Raw genomic sequence first — 17,855 nt, 5'->3', positions numbered from 1 at the left:
GTGTCTAGTTTTTTATAGAGGGTTTCAGCTAGGAACCTCTGTCGATTCATTTTTAGTACGCTAGTTAGATTAATATAATCAATCAGTAAAATCAAGTAATATTTCTAAATGTGGATAAGGTAAGCCCTTACATTTTCGTGATAAGAGAATTTATAATAAAATTGAAGAATATATTTGTTGGAAAGTTGGAGTAATCTCAATGATAGTAGTAATAGATAATAAAGATTCATTTACATATAATTTAATTGATTACATTAAAACTGAAACGACGCTGTCACTTCAAGTTTACGAAGTAGATGATGTGTCGATGGATAAGTTGTCCCAATTACATATTGATGCCATAGTAATCTCACCAGGTCCAGGTAAACCGAGTGATTATCCTATTTTAAAAGAAATCATGCAACATTATGAAGGTGAAATTCCTATTTTAGGAGTATGTTTAGGCTTTCAATTTATATTTGAATACTATGGGGGCCGTATTATTCATGGCATGAAACCAATCCATGGTCACACGACGCGTTTGGGTCATTCAGGAACTGGTATATTTAAAGACTTACCGCAACATTTTGAAGTGATGCGTTATCATTCGTTAATGGCTGATAAAGCAACATTGCCTTCTCAGTTACAGATAACGGCACATAATGAAGAAGGCATTCCGATGGCAATAGAGCATATTTCATTGCCTATTTTTGCAGTACAATATCATCCAGAATCTATTTTAAGCGAGTATGGACATGAACAATTGCGTCATTTTTTATCGAAAGTAGGGTTAGTTAATGAATATCACATTTAATTATCGTTATTATATCAATCCAGATGACTATGAAACGCATCAATTAACCTTTAAAACTTATAAGAATAAATTATTAGCTACTTCTTTAAATGAAGTAGGAGATGTAGTTCGATTCGCGGAAAAGGAACAAAAAAATGGACGCTATGTAGCTGTTTATTTAACTTATGAAGCGGCAACTTATTTTAATAGTAAAATGGTCACGTATCCTATCGAGCATAACGGTTTAAATGCGGTAGCTTATAGTTTCGATGTTAACGATGCGCAAACGTCTTCAATAGAAAGTGCGTATAACTATGTACCAAAACACAATTTTACTTTTCAAGAAAGTGATGAACAAATGCGTTCGAAAATACAACAAGTGCAAGCAGCCATTGTAGAAGGGGAGACCTATCAAGTTAATTACACGACGCGTTTAACGAGCGATATCCATTATCCAATTTCTGAATTATATACTTATTTAACTCAAACAAATAATGGGGGTTATACAGCTTTATTAGATACGGAAGATGTTCAAGTCGCTTCTATTTCTCCAGAGCTCTTTTTCCAAAAAGGAGAATTCAATAGAGAAAATGATGTTATTGTGAGTAAGCCGATGAAAGGAACAATGCCACGAAGTGTGGATGAAGAAGAGGATGCGCTAAATTATAAAACGCTACAACATTCACTTAAGGACCGTGCAGAAAACGTGATGATTGTAGATTTATTGCGCAATGATATTTCAAGAATCTCTGAAACTGGCACGATTAAAGTTTATAAGCCATTTTTCATTGAAACCTATAAAACCGTATATCAAATGACAAGTATGGTTACAGGCCATTTAGTTAATGACACATCTTTACACGATATTTTAAAGGCACTATTTCCTTGTGGTTCTATCACTGGTGCGCCGAAACTCAATACTATGTCTTATATCAATTCGTTAGAAATTGGTCCGCGCTCTATTTATTGTGGGTCAATTGGATTGATGATACCCAATGATAAAATGATATTTAACATTCCTATTCGAACATTAGAATATCGACAAGACAAAGTCATTTATGGCGTAGGCGCAGGTATTACCATCGACTCTGTTCCGGAAAATGAAGTACAAGAGTTTCGTGATAAAACGAAGATATTGGAGATGTTATAAATGAAATTATTTGAAACCATGCGCCTTGATAATGGCGAAATTCGAAGATTTCAATATCATACTGCCCGATTAAAACAAGCCTGTGCGCGTTTAGGTTTTTCATTTTCAGAGTGGGAATGGGAACAATATACGGAAAAAATAAGATTAAGAAATGCAAAAGGACTATTTCGATTAAAAATAGAAATAGATAAAGAAGGCCAGTTATCACATATTATCAAGCCATTAATGACCAAAAATAAATTTACAGCTGAATTTAAAGAAAGTAATGCTACTTGTGCCAAAGCATATGTGATCAATAAAACAACCATGCGTCAACATCTCGAACATAGTCATCGAACGGACTTAGTCTTACTATATAGTGAAACAGGTAAAATCTTAGAATTTGATATCGGGAATATTATGATTGAAGAAGATGGTCATTATTATACACCAAGCTATGAGGAAGACTTTCTCTTAGGTTGCATGCGACAAAGCTTAATTGATGAGCATAAATTGTTCATTAAAAATTATAATAAAGATGAATTAATTGAAAAACTACGGGCAAATAAGGTTCGAATCTATTTGCTAAACAGTTTGCGAGAGGTTGCCGAGGTTTCTATTTATATATAAAATGTGAATGGAAGATGGTCAAAAAGAAATCATAAAAATTCAAATAAAGTAATGGAGCGACTTATGGTAATAGTATGGCTTGTAATCATCATTGTGTTAAATAGCTTGGGAAAATGGCAAGCAAATCGTTATTTACAACGAAATGCTGTAATTAAAGCACGTCTTATAGCAACTATAGTAGTGGTATTACAGTGCCTATGTGTCTACTTTTTTATGAAATCACTTATTCCATATATCATTGAATTTTTAAATAGTTTTTATCATCAGTAAAATAGGACGGAAATAATAAAATATAGTAAGTATGAGGTGGAGTTATGAAAATTTATAGTCAAGGAGATCAAGCAATTGTTATTGCGATAGAAAAAGATGTCTCGCAAAATGTTACAAGAGATTTAATAGCTGTGCGTCATCATTTATTAGAGAAAAATCTCCCATTTATTACTGAAATTGTTCCAACTGAATCAGATATGATGATTTGCTATGATGCTAGGGATATGATTAAACATCATCATATTACTTCACCTTTTCAATATATGAAAGATCTTGTTCATTCAATTCATAAAGAAATAGAAGTACTTAATTTAAATGAAGTGGATAGTACCTCTCATAATATTCCAATTATTTACGGAGAAGAATTCGGCCCAGATTTAAAGGGATTGTTAAATTATTATAATATAACAGAAGAAGAATTTATTAAGTTACATTCTGGAAATCAGTATTTTGTATCGATGATGGGATATTTACCTGGATTTCCATATTTAACAGGGATGAATGAAGCATTATATGTCAATCACACGAGTGAAGAGAAAAAGTTAGTTAGAGCTGGATCGGTTATTTTAGAAGGTAAAAAGTGTGGCATTGTAACGACAGATACATATAATGACTGGCTAGTTATAGGCTACACACCGACACATTTATTTAATCCTAATCAAGAAGATTTCAATTTATTGAAATTGGGAGATAATGTCACTTTTCAGCCTAAAAAACGTAAAGAAATAGAATTAGGAGATTTTAAACCATGTCAATCATAATAGAAAGAGCAGGATTGTTTAGCAGCTTTCAAGATTTTGGACGTTATGGATATGAGCATGCAGGTGTCATTCCATGTGGCGCTCTAGATACGCTAGGTCATGAAATAGCGAATCGTCTTGTCGCGAATGATAAGAATGAAGCAACCCTCGAAATGACACACGTTATGGCGAGAATTCGCTTTACTGAACCTACTTTAATTGCACTAACAGGCAATAATTTTGAGGCGTACACTCAAAAGATGAAGGTTAAGCCTTATAAATTATATCTAGTTGAAAAAGATGACGTTTTATCTTTTAAAGAAACGAATAAAACGTCACGTGTTTATCTTGCGGTTGGGGGCGGCTTCAAATTAGATTCATGGTTAGGTTCAACATCTACTGATTTGAAAGTCAATATTGGCGGTTATCAAGGTCGTACGCTTGAAAATGGCGATGAAATTGAAATGAAACGTCAATATACTGAACGTCACCATAAGCTTTTTGAAAATTTAGCTGAAAAACATACGACAGATTGGGGCATCGATGGTTACGCTTTATCATTTAATTACATTTCGGATGTCTTCCATGTCGTAGCTAATAAGGGAACAGAAGATTTTGATGAGGAAACAAAATCAAATTTTATTCACGGAGATTACAAAGTGACAAACAAATCTAATCGTGTGGGAATGTTACTTGACGGTAAAAAAATTAAGGCGTATTACGACGATATGCCAGCACATCAACCTGTAAAAAAAGGCACGATACAAGTAAAGCGTGATGGCACGCCAATTATTCTATTAAATGATCATTACACAATTGGTAGTTATCCTCAAATTGGCACAATTGCTAGCTATCATTTAACTAAATTAGCTCAAAAACCACAAGGTGCGCGTTTGAAATTTCAATTTATAGATATTGAGACAGCTGAAAAGAATGTTGTGAAATTTAGTAACTGGATGAATCAATTATTCCATGGTATCGAGTTTCGTATGCAAATGGAAATGATGAAGTAATATAAATTTATAGTTTAATGAAAAAATAACGATTTTATAAGTGCAGAATTATACTTTGTAGGTCCATGGTCTGATTAAATAATTATGGCAAGAAGTTATAATATATAAATCAGTTTAGGAAAAAAAGTAAGTTAATTGTTCAAAGGGACAATGTGTTTTTTCTTGATAAATGAGTAAAAATACTATATATTTATATATTGAACTATGACGCTTTGTTACAGTAATATTACAAACTTCATCGTTCCTTAATAAATAATTAACAATTAATAGAATAGTGCCAAATATGTTTTAAAAGTAAAAATGTTTATTTACGCTTAATTAACTAAAGGAAGTATCCCTTTAATTAAAAACTAATATGACGCACATTCTTACAATAGAAATTAAAATGAATTTAAAAGCGAAACGAATTATAAGTACTTGCATTACGGACATATTTGAGTGAGTGTTTAAGTCTTTTAATAGTCTTTAACATTTCTTCAAAGTTGAATAACTACAAACGGAGGAAACATTCATGAGTTTACACAAAAAGAAAATAAGTCTTTTTGCGTTTTTCTTATTAACTGTTTTTACAGTTACTTTAAAGACGTATTTTTCATACTATGTTGATTTTTCTTTGGGTGTTAAAGGACTAGTACAAAATTTAATACTACTGATGAATCCATATAGTCTGATTGCGCTTATTTTAAGTGTGTTCTTATTCTTTAAAGGCAAAAAGGCATATTGGTTCATCTTTATTGGCGGTTTTTTATTAACGTTCTTACTTTACGCGAACGTCGTGTATTTTAGATTCTTCTCAGACTTTTTAACATTTAGTACGCTCAACCAAGCAAGTAACGTTGAATCAATGGGAGGAGCAGTAGGTGCGTCATTTAAATGGTATGACTTTGTTTACTTCTTAGACACTATTGTTTATCTTTTCATCCTTATATTTAAAGGCAGTTGGTTAGATAAACGCGTGTTTAGTAAAAAGTTTGTGCCAGTTGTAATGGCAGCTTCTGTAGCATTATTTTTCTTAAATCTTGCATTTGCTGAAACAGATCGCCCTGAATTATTAACACGTACGTTTGACCATAAATACTTAGTTAAATATTTAGGACCATATAACTTCACTGTATATGATGGCGTTAAAACAATTCAGAACAACCAACAAAAAGCGTTAGCATCTGAAGACGATTTAACTAAAGTATTAAATTATACGAAGCAAAAAAATACAGAGCCTAACCCAGAATATTTCGGTGTGGCTAAAAAGAAAAATATCATTAAAATTCACTTAGAAAGTTTCCAAACTTTCCTTATTAATAAAAAAGTAAATGGTAAAGAAGTTACACCATTCTTAAATAAATTATCATCTGGTAATGATGATTTCAGATATTATCCAAACTTCTTCCATCAAACTGGACAAGGTAAAACATCAGATGCCGAATTTACAATGGATAACAGTCTTTACGGATTACCACAAGGTTCTGCTTATTCATTAAAAGGCGATAATACGTATCAATCTTTACCAGCTATTTTAGATCAAAAAGAAGGTTATACTTCTAATGTAATGCATGGTGACTATAAAACATTCTGGAATCGTGACCAAATTTACAAACACTTTGGTATCGATAAATTTTATGATGCAACTTACTACGATATGTCAGATGAAAATATCGTTAACCTAGGTTTAAAAGATAAACCATTCTTTAAAGCATCAGCCGATTACCAAGCTAAAATGAAACAACCGTTTTATTCACACTTAATTACATTAACAAACCATTATCCATTTACATTAGAGTCTCAAGATGCAGATATTGATAAACCAAATACAGGTGACTCAACTGTTGATGGTTATATTCAAACAGCACATTATCTTGACCAAGCTTTAGAAGAGTACATCACAGACCTTAAGAAGAAAGGTCTATATGATGACTCAGTTATTATGATTTACGGTGACCACTATGGTATTTCTGAGAACCATAATAACGCAATGGAAAAATTATTAGGTGAGAAAATCACACCAGCTAAATTTACTGACTTGAACCGTACTGGTTTCTGGTTGAAAATCCCTGGCAAATCAGGTGGCGTAGATGAAACATATGCTGGTCAAATGGACGTAATGCCAACTATCTTACACTTAGTAGGTATTGATAGTAAAAACTACTTAATGTTTGGTACAGATATGTTATCTAAAGATCATAATGATGTTATCCCATTCCGTAACGGTGACTTTATTACTAAAGATTATAAGTATGTTAACGGTAAGGCTTTCTCTAATAAAGATAACGAATTATTAACGACACCACCTAAAGATTTAGAGAAGAATAAGAAACAGGTTGAAAAAGATTTAGAAATGAGTGACGACGTATTAAATGGTGACTTATTCAGATTCTATAAAAACCCTGATTTCAAAAAGGTAGATCCATCTAAATATGATTACAAAACTGGTCCAAACGGTAACCAGAAATAACATAGAAAAAGCAGATTGAACTAATTAACGTTCAATCTGCTTTTTTATATTTTATATGATAAATGATTAACCTAACGCCACATCTAATATCATCATAATTGTAAAACCAACCATTAAACTCAATGTAGCTAAATCGGTATTATCACCCGACTGAGAGTCTGGTATAAGTTCTTCTACGACTACAAATATCATGGCACCTGCAGCAAAAGCCAACGCATAAGGGAGTACTGGAGTAATAAATATAATAGTTGCTGCACCTATCGTCGCAAAGATAGGCTCCACAATAGCGGAAGCTTGTCCATAATTAAAGGCTTACCAGCGAGAAGCACCAGCTGCTCTAATAGGCATGGATAAGGCTGCACCTTCTGGAATATTTTGAATACCTATACCTATTGCTAAACCTAAAGCACCGAAAAAGGTTGCTTTGCCATTACCAGTAGCAATCCCTCCAAATGCTACCCCGATAGATAAGCCTTCAGGGATATTATGTAAGGTAATCGCTAAAACTAATAACGCATTTTTACTTAATGATGTTTTAACGCCTTCTCTATATTGACTATTGTCTCCGACTTTTTGATGAATGTGAGGAATGACATAATCTAGTCCACGTATAAATATACCGCCTAAAAGGAATCCAACGGCAGCTGGTAACCATGCAGGTAAGGAACTATCTTTACCGTATTCTATAGAGGGTTGCAATAAAGACCAAAAACTTGCTGCAATCATAATACCGGCTGCGAAACCTTGCATAGACGTTAAAACTCTATGATTTACTGATTTAAATATAAACACCATAGCTGCCCCTAAAGCAGTTAATAACCAAGTAATAATACCAGCTATTAATGCTTGTAAATAGGGCGGTAAACTTTCAAAAAAGTCTATCATATCTCTTGTCTCCTTGTATCATTTACACTTAAAAAGGTGTATAATATATAGAACTGAATTAAGCTTATCAAAATTATTTTGAAATTTCGATATTTCGATACAAAAGGAAGTAGAAGCATGGAAGCGTATAAAATAGAGCATTTAAATAAGTCATATGCAGACAAAGTGATATTTGATGACTTGAATCTATCTATTTCTGAACATGAACGAATTGGATTAGTAGGGATTAACGGTACTGGGAAAAGTACGTTACTTAAAGTAATAGGCGGTTTAGATGAAGATTTTACTGCCGATATTACACATCCTAATCAATATCGTATTCGTTATTCTTCACAGAAGCACGATTTAGATGAAGATTTAACAGTTTTTCAAGCTGTATTAAGCTCAGATACAACCACATTACGTATTATTAAAACGTATGAAGAAGCTGTAAATGCATATACGCAACAACAAGATGAGCGTCATTTTCAAAAAATGATGGAAGCACAAGAAGCAATGGATCGACATAGCGCTTGGGATTATAATGCTGAGATTAAGACGATTCTTTCTAAATTAGGAATTAACGATACATCTAAAAAAGTAAAAGAACTTTCTGGTGGGCAGCAAAAGCGTGTTGTTTTAGCTAAAACACTTATTGAACAACCAGATTTATTATTATTAGATGAACCGACGAACCATCTAGATTTTGAATCTATCAATTGGTTAATCAATTATGTGAAGCAGTATCCACATACTGTTTTGTTTGTAACGCATGATCGTTACTTTTTAAATGAAATTGCTTCAAGAATTGTGGAACTAGATAGAGGGAAATTAAAATCATATCCTGGTAATTATGAAGATTACATTGCAATGAGAGCGGAAAATGAACTTATTGAACAAAAGCAACAAGAAAAACAAAAATCATTGTATAAACAAGAATTAGCCTGGATGAGAGCAGGAGCTAAAGCAAGAACAACAAAACAACAAGCCCGCATCAATCGTTTTAATGATTTAGAGTCAGAAGTACAAGCTCATCATACTCAAGATAAAGGACAATTAAATCTTGCTTATTCGAGATTAGGTAAGCAAGTTTATGAACTTGAACATTTAACGAAGCAAATTAATGATAAAACATTATTTAAAGATATTACTGAAATCATTCAAAGTGGGCAACGAATCGGAATTGTAGGACCTAATGGTGCTGGTAAAACGACATTATTGAATATTTTAAGTGGAGAAGATGTCGACTATACAGGCACTTTGAAAATAGGTCAAACAGTTAAAGTTGCTTATTTTAAACAAACTGAAGAAACATTGGATAGAGATATCAGAATGATTGATTATTTAAGAGAAGAAAGTGAAGTTGCTAAGGAGAAGGATGGCACTTCTATTTCTGTAACGCAATTATTAGAACGATTTCTATTCCCTAGTTCAACACATGGTAAAAAGATTTATAAGCTATCTGGTGGAGAACAAAAGCGTTTATATTTATTAAGATTATTAGTACATCAACCTAACGTTTTATTACTTGATGAGCCTACGAATGATTTAGATACAGAGACTTTAACTATTCTCGAAGACTACATTAGTACCTTTGGCGGTTCAGTGATTACAGTAAGTCACGATCGTTATTTCCTTAATAAAGTGGCGCAAGAATATTGGTATATTCATGACGGGAAAATGGAACGCATTATTGGGAACTTTGAAGATTATGAAGCGTATAAAAAAGAACAAGATAAGTTACAGGCACTTGAGAAACAAGCGCAACAGCCTAAGCCTAAAACGAATGTAAGAAAGAAAACAGGATTGTCTTATAAAGAAAAACGAGAATACGAAATGTTGATGGAACGTATTGAGCAGACAGAAGTGCGCTTAGAACAAATCGACGAAGAAATGATAGAAGCAAGTGCAGATTACGCTAAAATTAAAGAATTAAATGAAGAAAAAGAACAGCTGGAACAAACTTATGATATAGACATCACGAGATGGAGTGAACTTGAAGAAATAAAAGAGCAATAAGGGGAAAATTCGTATGGAAGCAACGTTATCGCATTATTTTGGGTACGAAACATTTAGACCGGGACAAAAAGAAATCATTACTAAAATAATGGATCATCATAATGTTTTGGGCGTACTGCCTACAGGTGGCGGTAAATCTATTTGTTATCAAGTACCTGGTCTAATGCTTGGGGGAACGACTATTGTTATTAGCCCATTAATTTCTTTGATGAAAGACCAAGTAGACCAATTAAAGGCGATGGGGATTAACGCAGCCTATTTAAATAGTAGTTTAAGTAAGAAACAACAAAAAGAGATTGAAACTGAATTAATGGCAGGTGACATTCAATTTTTATATGTTGCACCTGAACGTTTCGACAATGGCTATTTTTTAAACTTACTAAGCAAACTTAATATTCAATTAATTGCTTTTGATGAAGCACACTGTATTTCTAAATGGGGGCATGATTTCCGTCCTAGTTATCAAAGTGTCATCCAGAAAGTGTTTACGCTTCCTCAAAATTTCACTATCGTGGCCTTAACAGCAACAGCTACTGCAGAAGTACAACAAGATATTATGGAGAAACTTAATATTGGTAAATATGACGAAGTGAAGACAAGCACGAAACGTCGTAATCTTATCTTCAAAGTTAATCCTACCTATCAACGCCAGAAATTTGTGATTGATTATGTACAAAAACACAAAGACCAAGCAGGTATTATTTATTGTTCAACACGTAAACAAGTGGAAGAATTACAAGAAGCTCTAGATTCTGTAAAAGTGACGTCAGCGATTTATCATGCAGGACTAACGAATAAAGAACGTGAAGAAGCACAAAATGATTTTGTGTTTGATCGTGTAAAAGTAGTTATCGCAACTAACGCATTTGGTATGGGTATTGATAAATCTAATGTCAGATATGTTATTCATTATAATATGCCTGGTGACATTGAATCTTACTATCAAGAAGCGGGTCGTGCAGGAAGAGATGGTTTAGAAAGTGAATGTATTTTATTGTTTAGTGAACGTGATAAAGGTTTACATGAGTATTTTATTACGGTTTCTCAAGCTGATGATGATTATAAAGATAAAATGGGCGAAAAACTCACTAAAATGATTCAGTACACTAAAACGAAGAAATGCTTAGAAGCTACAATCGTGCATTATTTTGAACCTAATGAGAAATTAGAAGAATGCGGTCAATGTAGTAGTTGTATTCAACAAAATAAAACTTATGATATGACGCAAGAAGCTAAAATGATTATTAGTTGTGTCGCGCGTATGCGTCAACAAGAAAGTTATAGTGTGATCATCCAAGTACTGCGTGGAGAAATTACGGACTATATCAAATATAATGACTACGATAAATTAACTACACACGGCTTAATGAAAGATTATAGAACATCTGAGTTAAGTCACTTAATTGACGAACTACGTTTTAAAGGGTTCTTAAATGAATACGATGAAATTTTAACTTGTGACGAAAGTGTTAAACAATTGCTTAACAATGATAAGAAGGTTTATACAACACCATTTAAGCAAAAATCAAAAGAAAAAGTATTTATTAATACAGTTGAAGGTGTAGACCGAGCGTTATATGGAGAATTAGTTGAAGTACGTCGTCAACTAAGCGAAAAATTAGATATTGCACCAGTAAGTATCTTTTCAGATTATACGCTAGAAGAATTTGCAAAGCGTAAGCCAGAATCTAAACAAGAAATGATTGCCATTGACGGCGTAGGTAGTTATAAATTAAAACATTATTGTCCTAAGTTTTTAGAAACAATTCAATCTTACAAAACAAGTATATAAGTATGAAATAAGGTTTGAGCATTGATAAAGTGCTAAACCTTATTTTTTTGAATATAAAATTATTGTTAAAATTAATAAATCAATTAAATATGAATTTAGCATTAAACATGTTTTAATAGGGAATAAGTAATGCAAAAAGTCTGTCTAGGCAGTATAAATGAAGGTGACGAAATGATTGAATTTAAAGACGTAACTAAACGTTACGGAAGAAATATTGCTGTAGATAATGTGAGCTTTAAAATAAATGAGGGAGAATTTTTTGTACTGATTGGGCCTTCAGGTTGTGGTAAAACAACGACATTAAAAATGATCAATCGACTCATACCATTAAGCGAAGGTTATATTTATTTTAAAGATAAACCTATTAGTGATTATCCTGTATATGAAATGCGTTGGGATATAGGGTATGTGTTACAACAAATTGCCTTATTCCCGCATATGACAATAAAAGAGAATATTGCGCAAGTACCGCAAATGAAAAAATGGAAAGAAAATGATATTAACCAACGGGTTGATGAATTATTAAACATGGTGGGGTTAGAACCAGAGAAATATCGTGACCGTAAACCAGATGAACTTTCAGGTGGTCAACGCCAAAGGGTTGGTGTCGTACGCGCATTAGCAGCAGATCCGCCTGTTATTTTAATGGATGAACCATTTAGTGCGTTAGATCCTATTAGTCGCGAGAAATTGCAAGATGACTTAATCAAATTACAAACACAAATTAAGAAAACGATTGTCTTTGTTACCCATGATATTGAAGAAGCGATGAAATTAGGCGACCGAATTTGCTTGCTAAATAATGGTCATGTTGAACAAATCGATACACCAGAAGGTTTCCGCGCACATCCTAAAAATCAATTTGTTGAAGAATTCATGGGTCATCACTTACATCAAGATAAAGAGGAATTAATATTAAAAGATTTAAATATAACTGCGCCATTAACTGAAAACGGCGTACAACACGACTATCCAATCGTTCATAGCAACGTAAAACTACGTGATATTTATTCAACGTTAGCTCAACATGAAGCGGTCATTGTTGAAGATGCCGATACCTCAACTCAGTCATTGTTAAAACGTGAAGATATCTTTAAGTATTTATCTGAAACGGACAAGGAGGTTAAAGCATGAATGAATTATTCACGACACTAAGCGATCGCAAAGGTGAGTTGCTTAGGACGATTATTGAACATATTCAAATTTCATTTATTGCGCTATTTATAGCTATCCTTATTGCTGTGCCACTTGGCATTGCTTTAACGAAGACGAAGCGATTATCAGAAATTGTCATGAATATCGCTGCAGTATTACAGACGATTCCATCATTAGCATTATTAGGTTTAATGATACCTATCTTTGGTATTGGTAGAGTACCTGCGATTATTGCATTAGTTGTCTACGCATTATTGCCTATTTTAAGAAATACATATACTGGTATTCAAGAAGTAGATCCGTCACTTATAGAAGCAGCTAAAGGGATTGGCATGAAACCAATGCGTCGTCTAACGAAAGTGGAATTACCTATCGCTATGCCAGTCATCATGGCCGGAATTCGCACAGCGATGGTACTAATTATCGGTACTGCAACACTTGCTGCGCTAATTGGTGCTGGTGGTTTAGGGGATTTAATTTTATTAGGTATCGACCGAAATAATACATCTCTTATTTTAATAGGTGCCATTCCTGCAGCTTTACTTGCGATTATCTTTGATTTAGTACTTCGCTTTATGGAGAAGTTATCATATAAGAAATTGCTTATTACGATTGGTATTATCGTATTAATTATCTTGCTAGCTATTGTCGTACCACTTTTCGGGAAAAAGGGCGATAATATTACGTTGGCGGGTAAATTAGGTTCTGAACCGTCGATTATTACAAATATGTATAAAATACTGATTGAAGATGAAACTGACGATACTGTCGATGTTAAAGATGGCATGGGTAAAACGTCGTTCCTATTCAATGCGTTGAAATCAGATGATATTGACGGTTATTTAGAATTTACTGGAACTGTATTAGGTGAATTAACTAAAGAGGACCTTAAATCGAAAAAAGAAAATGCGGTTTACAATCAAGCAAAACAAAGTCTTGAGAAAAAATATGATATGACGATGTTGAAACCAATGAAATATAACAATACGTATGCTTTAGCAGTGAAGAAAGACTTTGCTAAAGAACATCATATTAAAACAATTGGTGATTTACAGAAAGTTGAAGATCAATTGAAACCAGGCTTTACGATGGAATTTAATGATCGTCCTGATGGTTACAAAGCCGTGGCGAAAGCGTATGACTTAAACTTATCTAATATTAAGAAGATGGAGCCTAAATTGCGATACACAGCCGTTGAGAAAGGTGATATTAACTTAATTGACGCGTATTCAACAGATGCTGAGTTAAAACAATATAATATGGTTGTGTTAGAAGATGATAAACATGTCTTCCCACCATATCAAGGCGCACCATTATTTAAAGAGAAATTCTTGAAAGAACATCCAGAAATTAAAAAACCGCTAAATAAATTGGCAGGTAAAATTTCAGATGAAGAAATGCAAGAAATGAATTATAAGGTAACTGTGAAGAATGAAGACCCTTATAAAGTAGCGAAACAATACCTACAAAAAGAAGGCTTAGTGAAATAATTATTTGTTGAGGAATGAAACAACAATCGGTTTTTGACGACTGATTGCACTGTTTCATTCCTTTTTTATATTCAGTAAATGATAACTTGAATTGTAATCTTGACTTAACTTCTTTACACTAGAGTTTAATACAAAAATATATAGATGTATTTATAAGGGGTGGGGGAAATTGAATACGAAAAACTATTCAAGACAAGAAATTGTTAATAGTGTGCCTCAAAAAGGATTTTTTGGGCATCCAAAAGGACTTAGTACGCTGTTCTTTACAGAGTTTTGGGAGCGCTTTAGTTATTATGGTATGAAAGCCATTTTAGCTTATTACTTATATTATTCTGTAAGTAAAGGTGGCTTTGGCTTACCACAAGGTACAGCCTTACAAATTGTGTCTTTATACGGGGCGTTGATTTATATGTCAGGCACAATCGGTGGATGGATAGCCGATAGAATAATTGGCACAAGACATGCGCTATTTTATGGCGGTATCTTAATCATGTTTGGTCATATTTTATTAACGATACCGGGTAATCTAACGGTCGTTATGATTGCATTATTACTATTAATTATCGGTACTGGATTGCTAAAGCCAAACATTTCTACAACAGTAGGAGAGTTGTATGATCATAATGATAAACGTCTAGATGCGGCTTTCACGATATTTTATATGGGGATTAACCTAGGTAGCTTTTTATCACCATTTGCGACAGGATACTTACAAACTCGATTTGGCTTCCATTTCGGTTTTGCGATAGCCGCAATCGGAATGTTTATAGGCCTAGTTATTTATTTAATCACTAATAAAAAGAATTTAGGTCTTGCAGGGGTAAGTGTACCTAATCCATTGCGTAAAGAAGAAATCAAAAGACTATCTATGATTACAGCAATTGCAGTTGTAGTATTCGCTATAGTATTGCTTATTTTACAATTAGTAGGTCACTTAAGTTTATCAAGCTTCAGTGTAATCGTGACGCTAATCGGTGTGTTATTGCCAATTGGTATTTTTGTTTATATGTTATCAAGTAATAAAACGCGTAAGGAAGAACGTACAAGAATTTATAGTTACATACCATTATTTATTACTTCTGTCGCTTTTTGGATGATTCAAGAGCAAGGTTCAACGATTTTAGCTAACTTTGCTGACCAAAAAACAGAATTAAGTTTAAATAAATTAACGCATGGTTTAATTGATTTCCATATTCCAGCAGCATGGTTTCAGTCTATTAATCCTATTTTTATTATCTTTTTAGCACCTGTATTTGCGAATGTATGGACGAAGCTAGGTAAACGCAATCCAAGTACAGTTTATAAATTTGCAGCTGGCGCTATCTTTGCAGGTATTTCATATTTAGTAATGATTATTCCGTTAAGTAGTCATGCACATTTAATACATCCAATTTGGCTTGTGTTAAGTTTCTTCTTGATTTCGATTGGAGAGCTTTGTATTTCACCGGTAGGTTTATCTGTGACATCGAAATTAGCACCTGCGAAATTTTCAGCTCAAATGATGGCATTGTGGATGTTAAGTAATGCGACAGCCCAAAGTCTTAACAGTCAAATTGTGGTGTTATTTAAGATGATTAGTGAGAAAGAATTCTTCTTATATTCTGGATTATTTACGTTAATTATTGGCGTTGTTTTAATTGTGATTTCACCAATGGTTAAGAAAGCGATGGGCGACGTGCAATAATATAGTTTTATTACTTTATTTTTTGAAAAGGATAATAAAGTGTTGGGCCTCCATTTTCAAAAAAGAAGAATAAATAGTGTATAATTTAAATAAATGTTTATATTTAAGACAAAGGAGTGGTTGTACATGAAACAACAATTGAATCAACTATCAGCATATCAACCGGGCTTGTCACCGCAAGCGCTTAAAGAAAAACATGGGGTTGAAGGCGAACTTTATAAGTTGGCTTCTAACGAGAATTTGTATGGGCCATCGCCTAAAGTGAAAGAGGCCATTCAAGCACAGTTAGATGAATTATACTATTATCCAGAAACAGGCTCACCTGCATTACGTCAAGCGATTAGTGCGCATTTAAATGTAGATGCTTCAAGAATTCTATTTGGCGCTGGGCTAGATGAAGTGATATTAATGATTTCACGTGCAGTTCTATCACCAGGGGATAAAATCGTGACGAGTGAAGGGACGTTTGGACAATACTATCATAATGCGATTGTCGAATCGGCGGAAGTCGTGCAAGTGCCATTAAAGAATGGTGGCTTTGATTTAGAAGGGATTCTAAAAGAAGTGGATGACGATACGGCGTTAGTATGGGTATGTAACCCTAATAATCCTACGGGCACGTATTTCAGTCATGAGGAATTAGAACATTTCTTAGAACGAGTGCCTAGTCATGTACCTGTACTGATTGATGAAGCATATTTTGAATTTGTAACGGCGGAAGATTATCCTGACACATTGAAGTTACAAGAACGTTTTGATAATGCGTTTTTACTTAGAACATTTTCAAAGGCTTATGGATTAGCAGGATTACGTATTGGCTATGTCGTTGCGACCAATGAGGCCATTGAAAAGTGGAACATCATTCGTCCACCATTTAATGTGACACGACTTTCAGAATATGCGGCTATTGCAGCATTAGAGGATCAAGCGTATTTGAAAGAAGTGACAGCTAAAAATGCGGTAGAACGTCAAAAATTCTATGGCATTCCACAAAGTGAACATTTCTTACCAAGTCAAACTAACTTTGTCTTTGTTGTAACGGATAAACCTCAAGCATTGTATGAGGCATTGTTACAAGTCGGATGTATTACGCGTCCATTCCCAACTGGCGTGCGTATTACAATTGGCTTCCCTGAACAAAATGACAAAATGATTGAAGTATTGAAACACTTTGACTATTAAGAATTTGGATAATCTGTATCGAGTGCACCGTCAAGTAAGTGTTCAAATTTTGAATTCTGTTCTGACCTTAAAATTTTTGCTATACTTTAACGGTATATAGGTAATGATTAAGGGAGAGATTAGATGTCTAGAAAATCTATAGCAATTGATATGGATGAAGTATTGGCTGATACATTAGGTGCGATTATTGAAGCAGTTAATGTTAAAACAGAATTAGGCATTACTGTGGAATCATTAAATGGACAGAAATTGAAGCATGTTATTCCTGAACATGATGGTTTAGTGCGTGACATTTTACGTGCACCAGGTTTCTTTAGAAATTTACAAGTGATGCCACACGCACAAGAAGTTGTTGAGAAACTGACGGAGAAGTATGATGTCTATATCGCGACTGCTGCGATGGATGTGCCAACTTCATTTCATGACAAGTATGAGTGGTTACTTGAATTCTTCCCATTCTTAGATCCACAACAGTTTGTATTCTGTGGCCGTAAGAATGTAGTGAAAACAGATTATTTAATAGATGATAATCCTCGTCAGCTCCAAATATTCGAGGGTGAACCAATTATCTTTACTGCTTCTCATAATACTAACGAAGACCGTTTTAAACGTGTGAATGGCTGGAAAGATGTGGAAGCATTTTTCCTAGGAGAAGAATAAAAACAG

The 17,855-nt window shown here is 33.7% G+C and carries 13 protein-coding genes and 1 pseudogene; 13 read left to right on the top strand and 1 reads right to left on the bottom strand.

Annotated elements, in window-relative coordinates:
• The first annotated feature begins 199 nt into the window (after window positions 1–199).
• The 6 genes from LIX58_RS02085 (at window position 200) to ltaS (ending at window position 7,003) form a co-directional block, all read left to right on the top strand.
• Entirely contained in the window at window positions 200–793 is a 594-nt protein-coding gene (locus LIX58_RS02085; protein ID WP_126565071.1) for an anthranilate synthase component II, read from the top strand.
• Complete coding sequence (locus LIX58_RS02080; RefSeq protein WP_126565072.1) at window positions 777–1,922, top strand: chorismate-binding protein; 1,146 nt, start codon at window positions 777–779, stop codon at window positions 1,920–1,922. The genes LIX58_RS02085 and LIX58_RS02080 overlap by 17 nt, the downstream gene beginning before the upstream one ends.
• On the top strand, window positions 1,923–2,531 hold the full coding sequence (locus tag LIX58_RS02075; RefSeq protein ID WP_126565073.1) for an aminotransferase class IV: 609 nt from the start codon (window positions 1,923–1,925) through the stop codon (window positions 2,529–2,531).
• Between the two features lie 314 nt (window positions 2,532–2,845).
• The gene (locus tag LIX58_RS02070) at window positions 2,846–3,562 is read left to right on the top strand and encodes an allophanate hydrolase subunit 1 (protein WP_126565075.1); all 717 of its coding nucleotides are present in this window, start codon (window positions 2,846–2,848) and stop codon (window positions 3,560–3,562) included.
• Entirely contained in the window at window positions 3,550–4,554 is a 1,005-nt protein-coding gene (locus tag LIX58_RS02065; RefSeq protein ID WP_126565076.1) for a biotin-dependent carboxyltransferase family protein, read from the top strand. Before LIX58_RS02070 ends, LIX58_RS02065 begins: the two co-directional genes overlap by 13 nt.
• Window positions 4,555–5,065: 511 nt before the next feature.
• Window positions 5,066–7,003: a polyglycerol-phosphate lipoteichoic acid synthase LtaS gene (gene ltaS / locus LIX58_RS02060; RefSeq protein WP_154836486.1), complete on the top strand. Its 1,938-nt coding sequence runs from the start codon at window positions 5,066–5,068 to the stop codon at window positions 7,001–7,003.
• A gap of 66 nt (window positions 7,004–7,069) precedes the next feature.
• Here ltaS and LIX58_RS02055 read toward each other — a convergent pair.
• Window positions 7,070–7,888: pseudogene (locus LIX58_RS02055) on the bottom strand (ZIP family metal transporter).
• Window positions 7,889–8,005: 117 nt separating this feature from the next.
• Between LIX58_RS02055 and LIX58_RS02050 the strand changes: the two are divergent.
• The 7 genes from LIX58_RS02050 to LIX58_RS02020 all read left to right on the top strand — a co-directional run bounded on the left by LIX58_RS02050 (window position 8,006) and on the right by LIX58_RS02020 (window position 17,849).
• The gene (locus LIX58_RS02050; RefSeq protein ID WP_126565079.1) at window positions 8,006–9,886 is read left to right on the top strand and encodes an ABC-F family ATP-binding cassette domain-containing protein; all 1,881 of its coding nucleotides are present in this window, start codon (window positions 8,006–8,008) and stop codon (window positions 9,884–9,886) included.
• A 13-nt stretch (window positions 9,887–9,899) separates the two neighbouring features.
• Window positions 9,900–11,678 (top strand): DNA helicase RecQ, encoded by a 1,779-nt coding sequence (gene recQ, locus LIX58_RS02045; RefSeq protein WP_154836489.1) that lies wholly within the window; start codon window positions 9,900–9,902, stop codon window positions 11,676–11,678.
• A gap of 171 nt (window positions 11,679–11,849) precedes the next feature.
• Entirely contained in the window at window positions 11,850–12,812 is a 963-nt protein-coding gene (locus LIX58_RS02040) for an ABC transporter ATP-binding protein (protein ID WP_126565418.1), read from the top strand.
• Window positions 12,809–14,323: an ABC transporter permease/substrate-binding protein gene (locus LIX58_RS02035; RefSeq protein ID WP_126565081.1), complete on the top strand. Its 1,515-nt coding sequence runs from the start codon at window positions 12,809–12,811 to the stop codon at window positions 14,321–14,323. Before LIX58_RS02040 ends, LIX58_RS02035 begins: the two co-directional genes overlap by 4 nt.
• 169 nt (window positions 14,324–14,492) lie before the next feature.
• A complete protein-coding gene (locus LIX58_RS02030; protein ID WP_126565082.1) occupies window positions 14,493–16,007 on the top strand; it encodes a peptide MFS transporter in 1,515 nt (504 codons plus the stop codon).
• A 126-nt stretch (window positions 16,008–16,133) separates the two neighbouring features.
• Window positions 16,134–17,189, top strand: coding sequence for a histidinol-phosphate transaminase (gene hisC / locus LIX58_RS02025; protein ID WP_126565083.1), 1,056 nt, complete (start codon window positions 16,134–16,136; stop codon window positions 17,187–17,189).
• A 123-nt stretch (window positions 17,190–17,312) separates the two neighbouring features.
• Complete coding sequence (locus LIX58_RS02020) at window positions 17,313–17,849, top strand: 5' nucleotidase, NT5C type (RefSeq protein WP_126565084.1); 537 nt, start codon at window positions 17,313–17,315, stop codon at window positions 17,847–17,849.
• Window positions 17,850–17,855: the final 6 nt, after the last annotated feature.

It is taken from the genome of Staphylococcus sp. Marseille-Q1834 (assembly GCF_916858875.1).
GTDB classification, from domain to species: Bacteria; Bacillota; Bacilli; order Staphylococcales; family Staphylococcaceae; genus Staphylococcus; species Staphylococcus pragensis.
The sequence above is the reverse complement of the archived record's forward strand: the minus strand, read 5'-3'. Positions and strand labels throughout refer to the sequence as shown.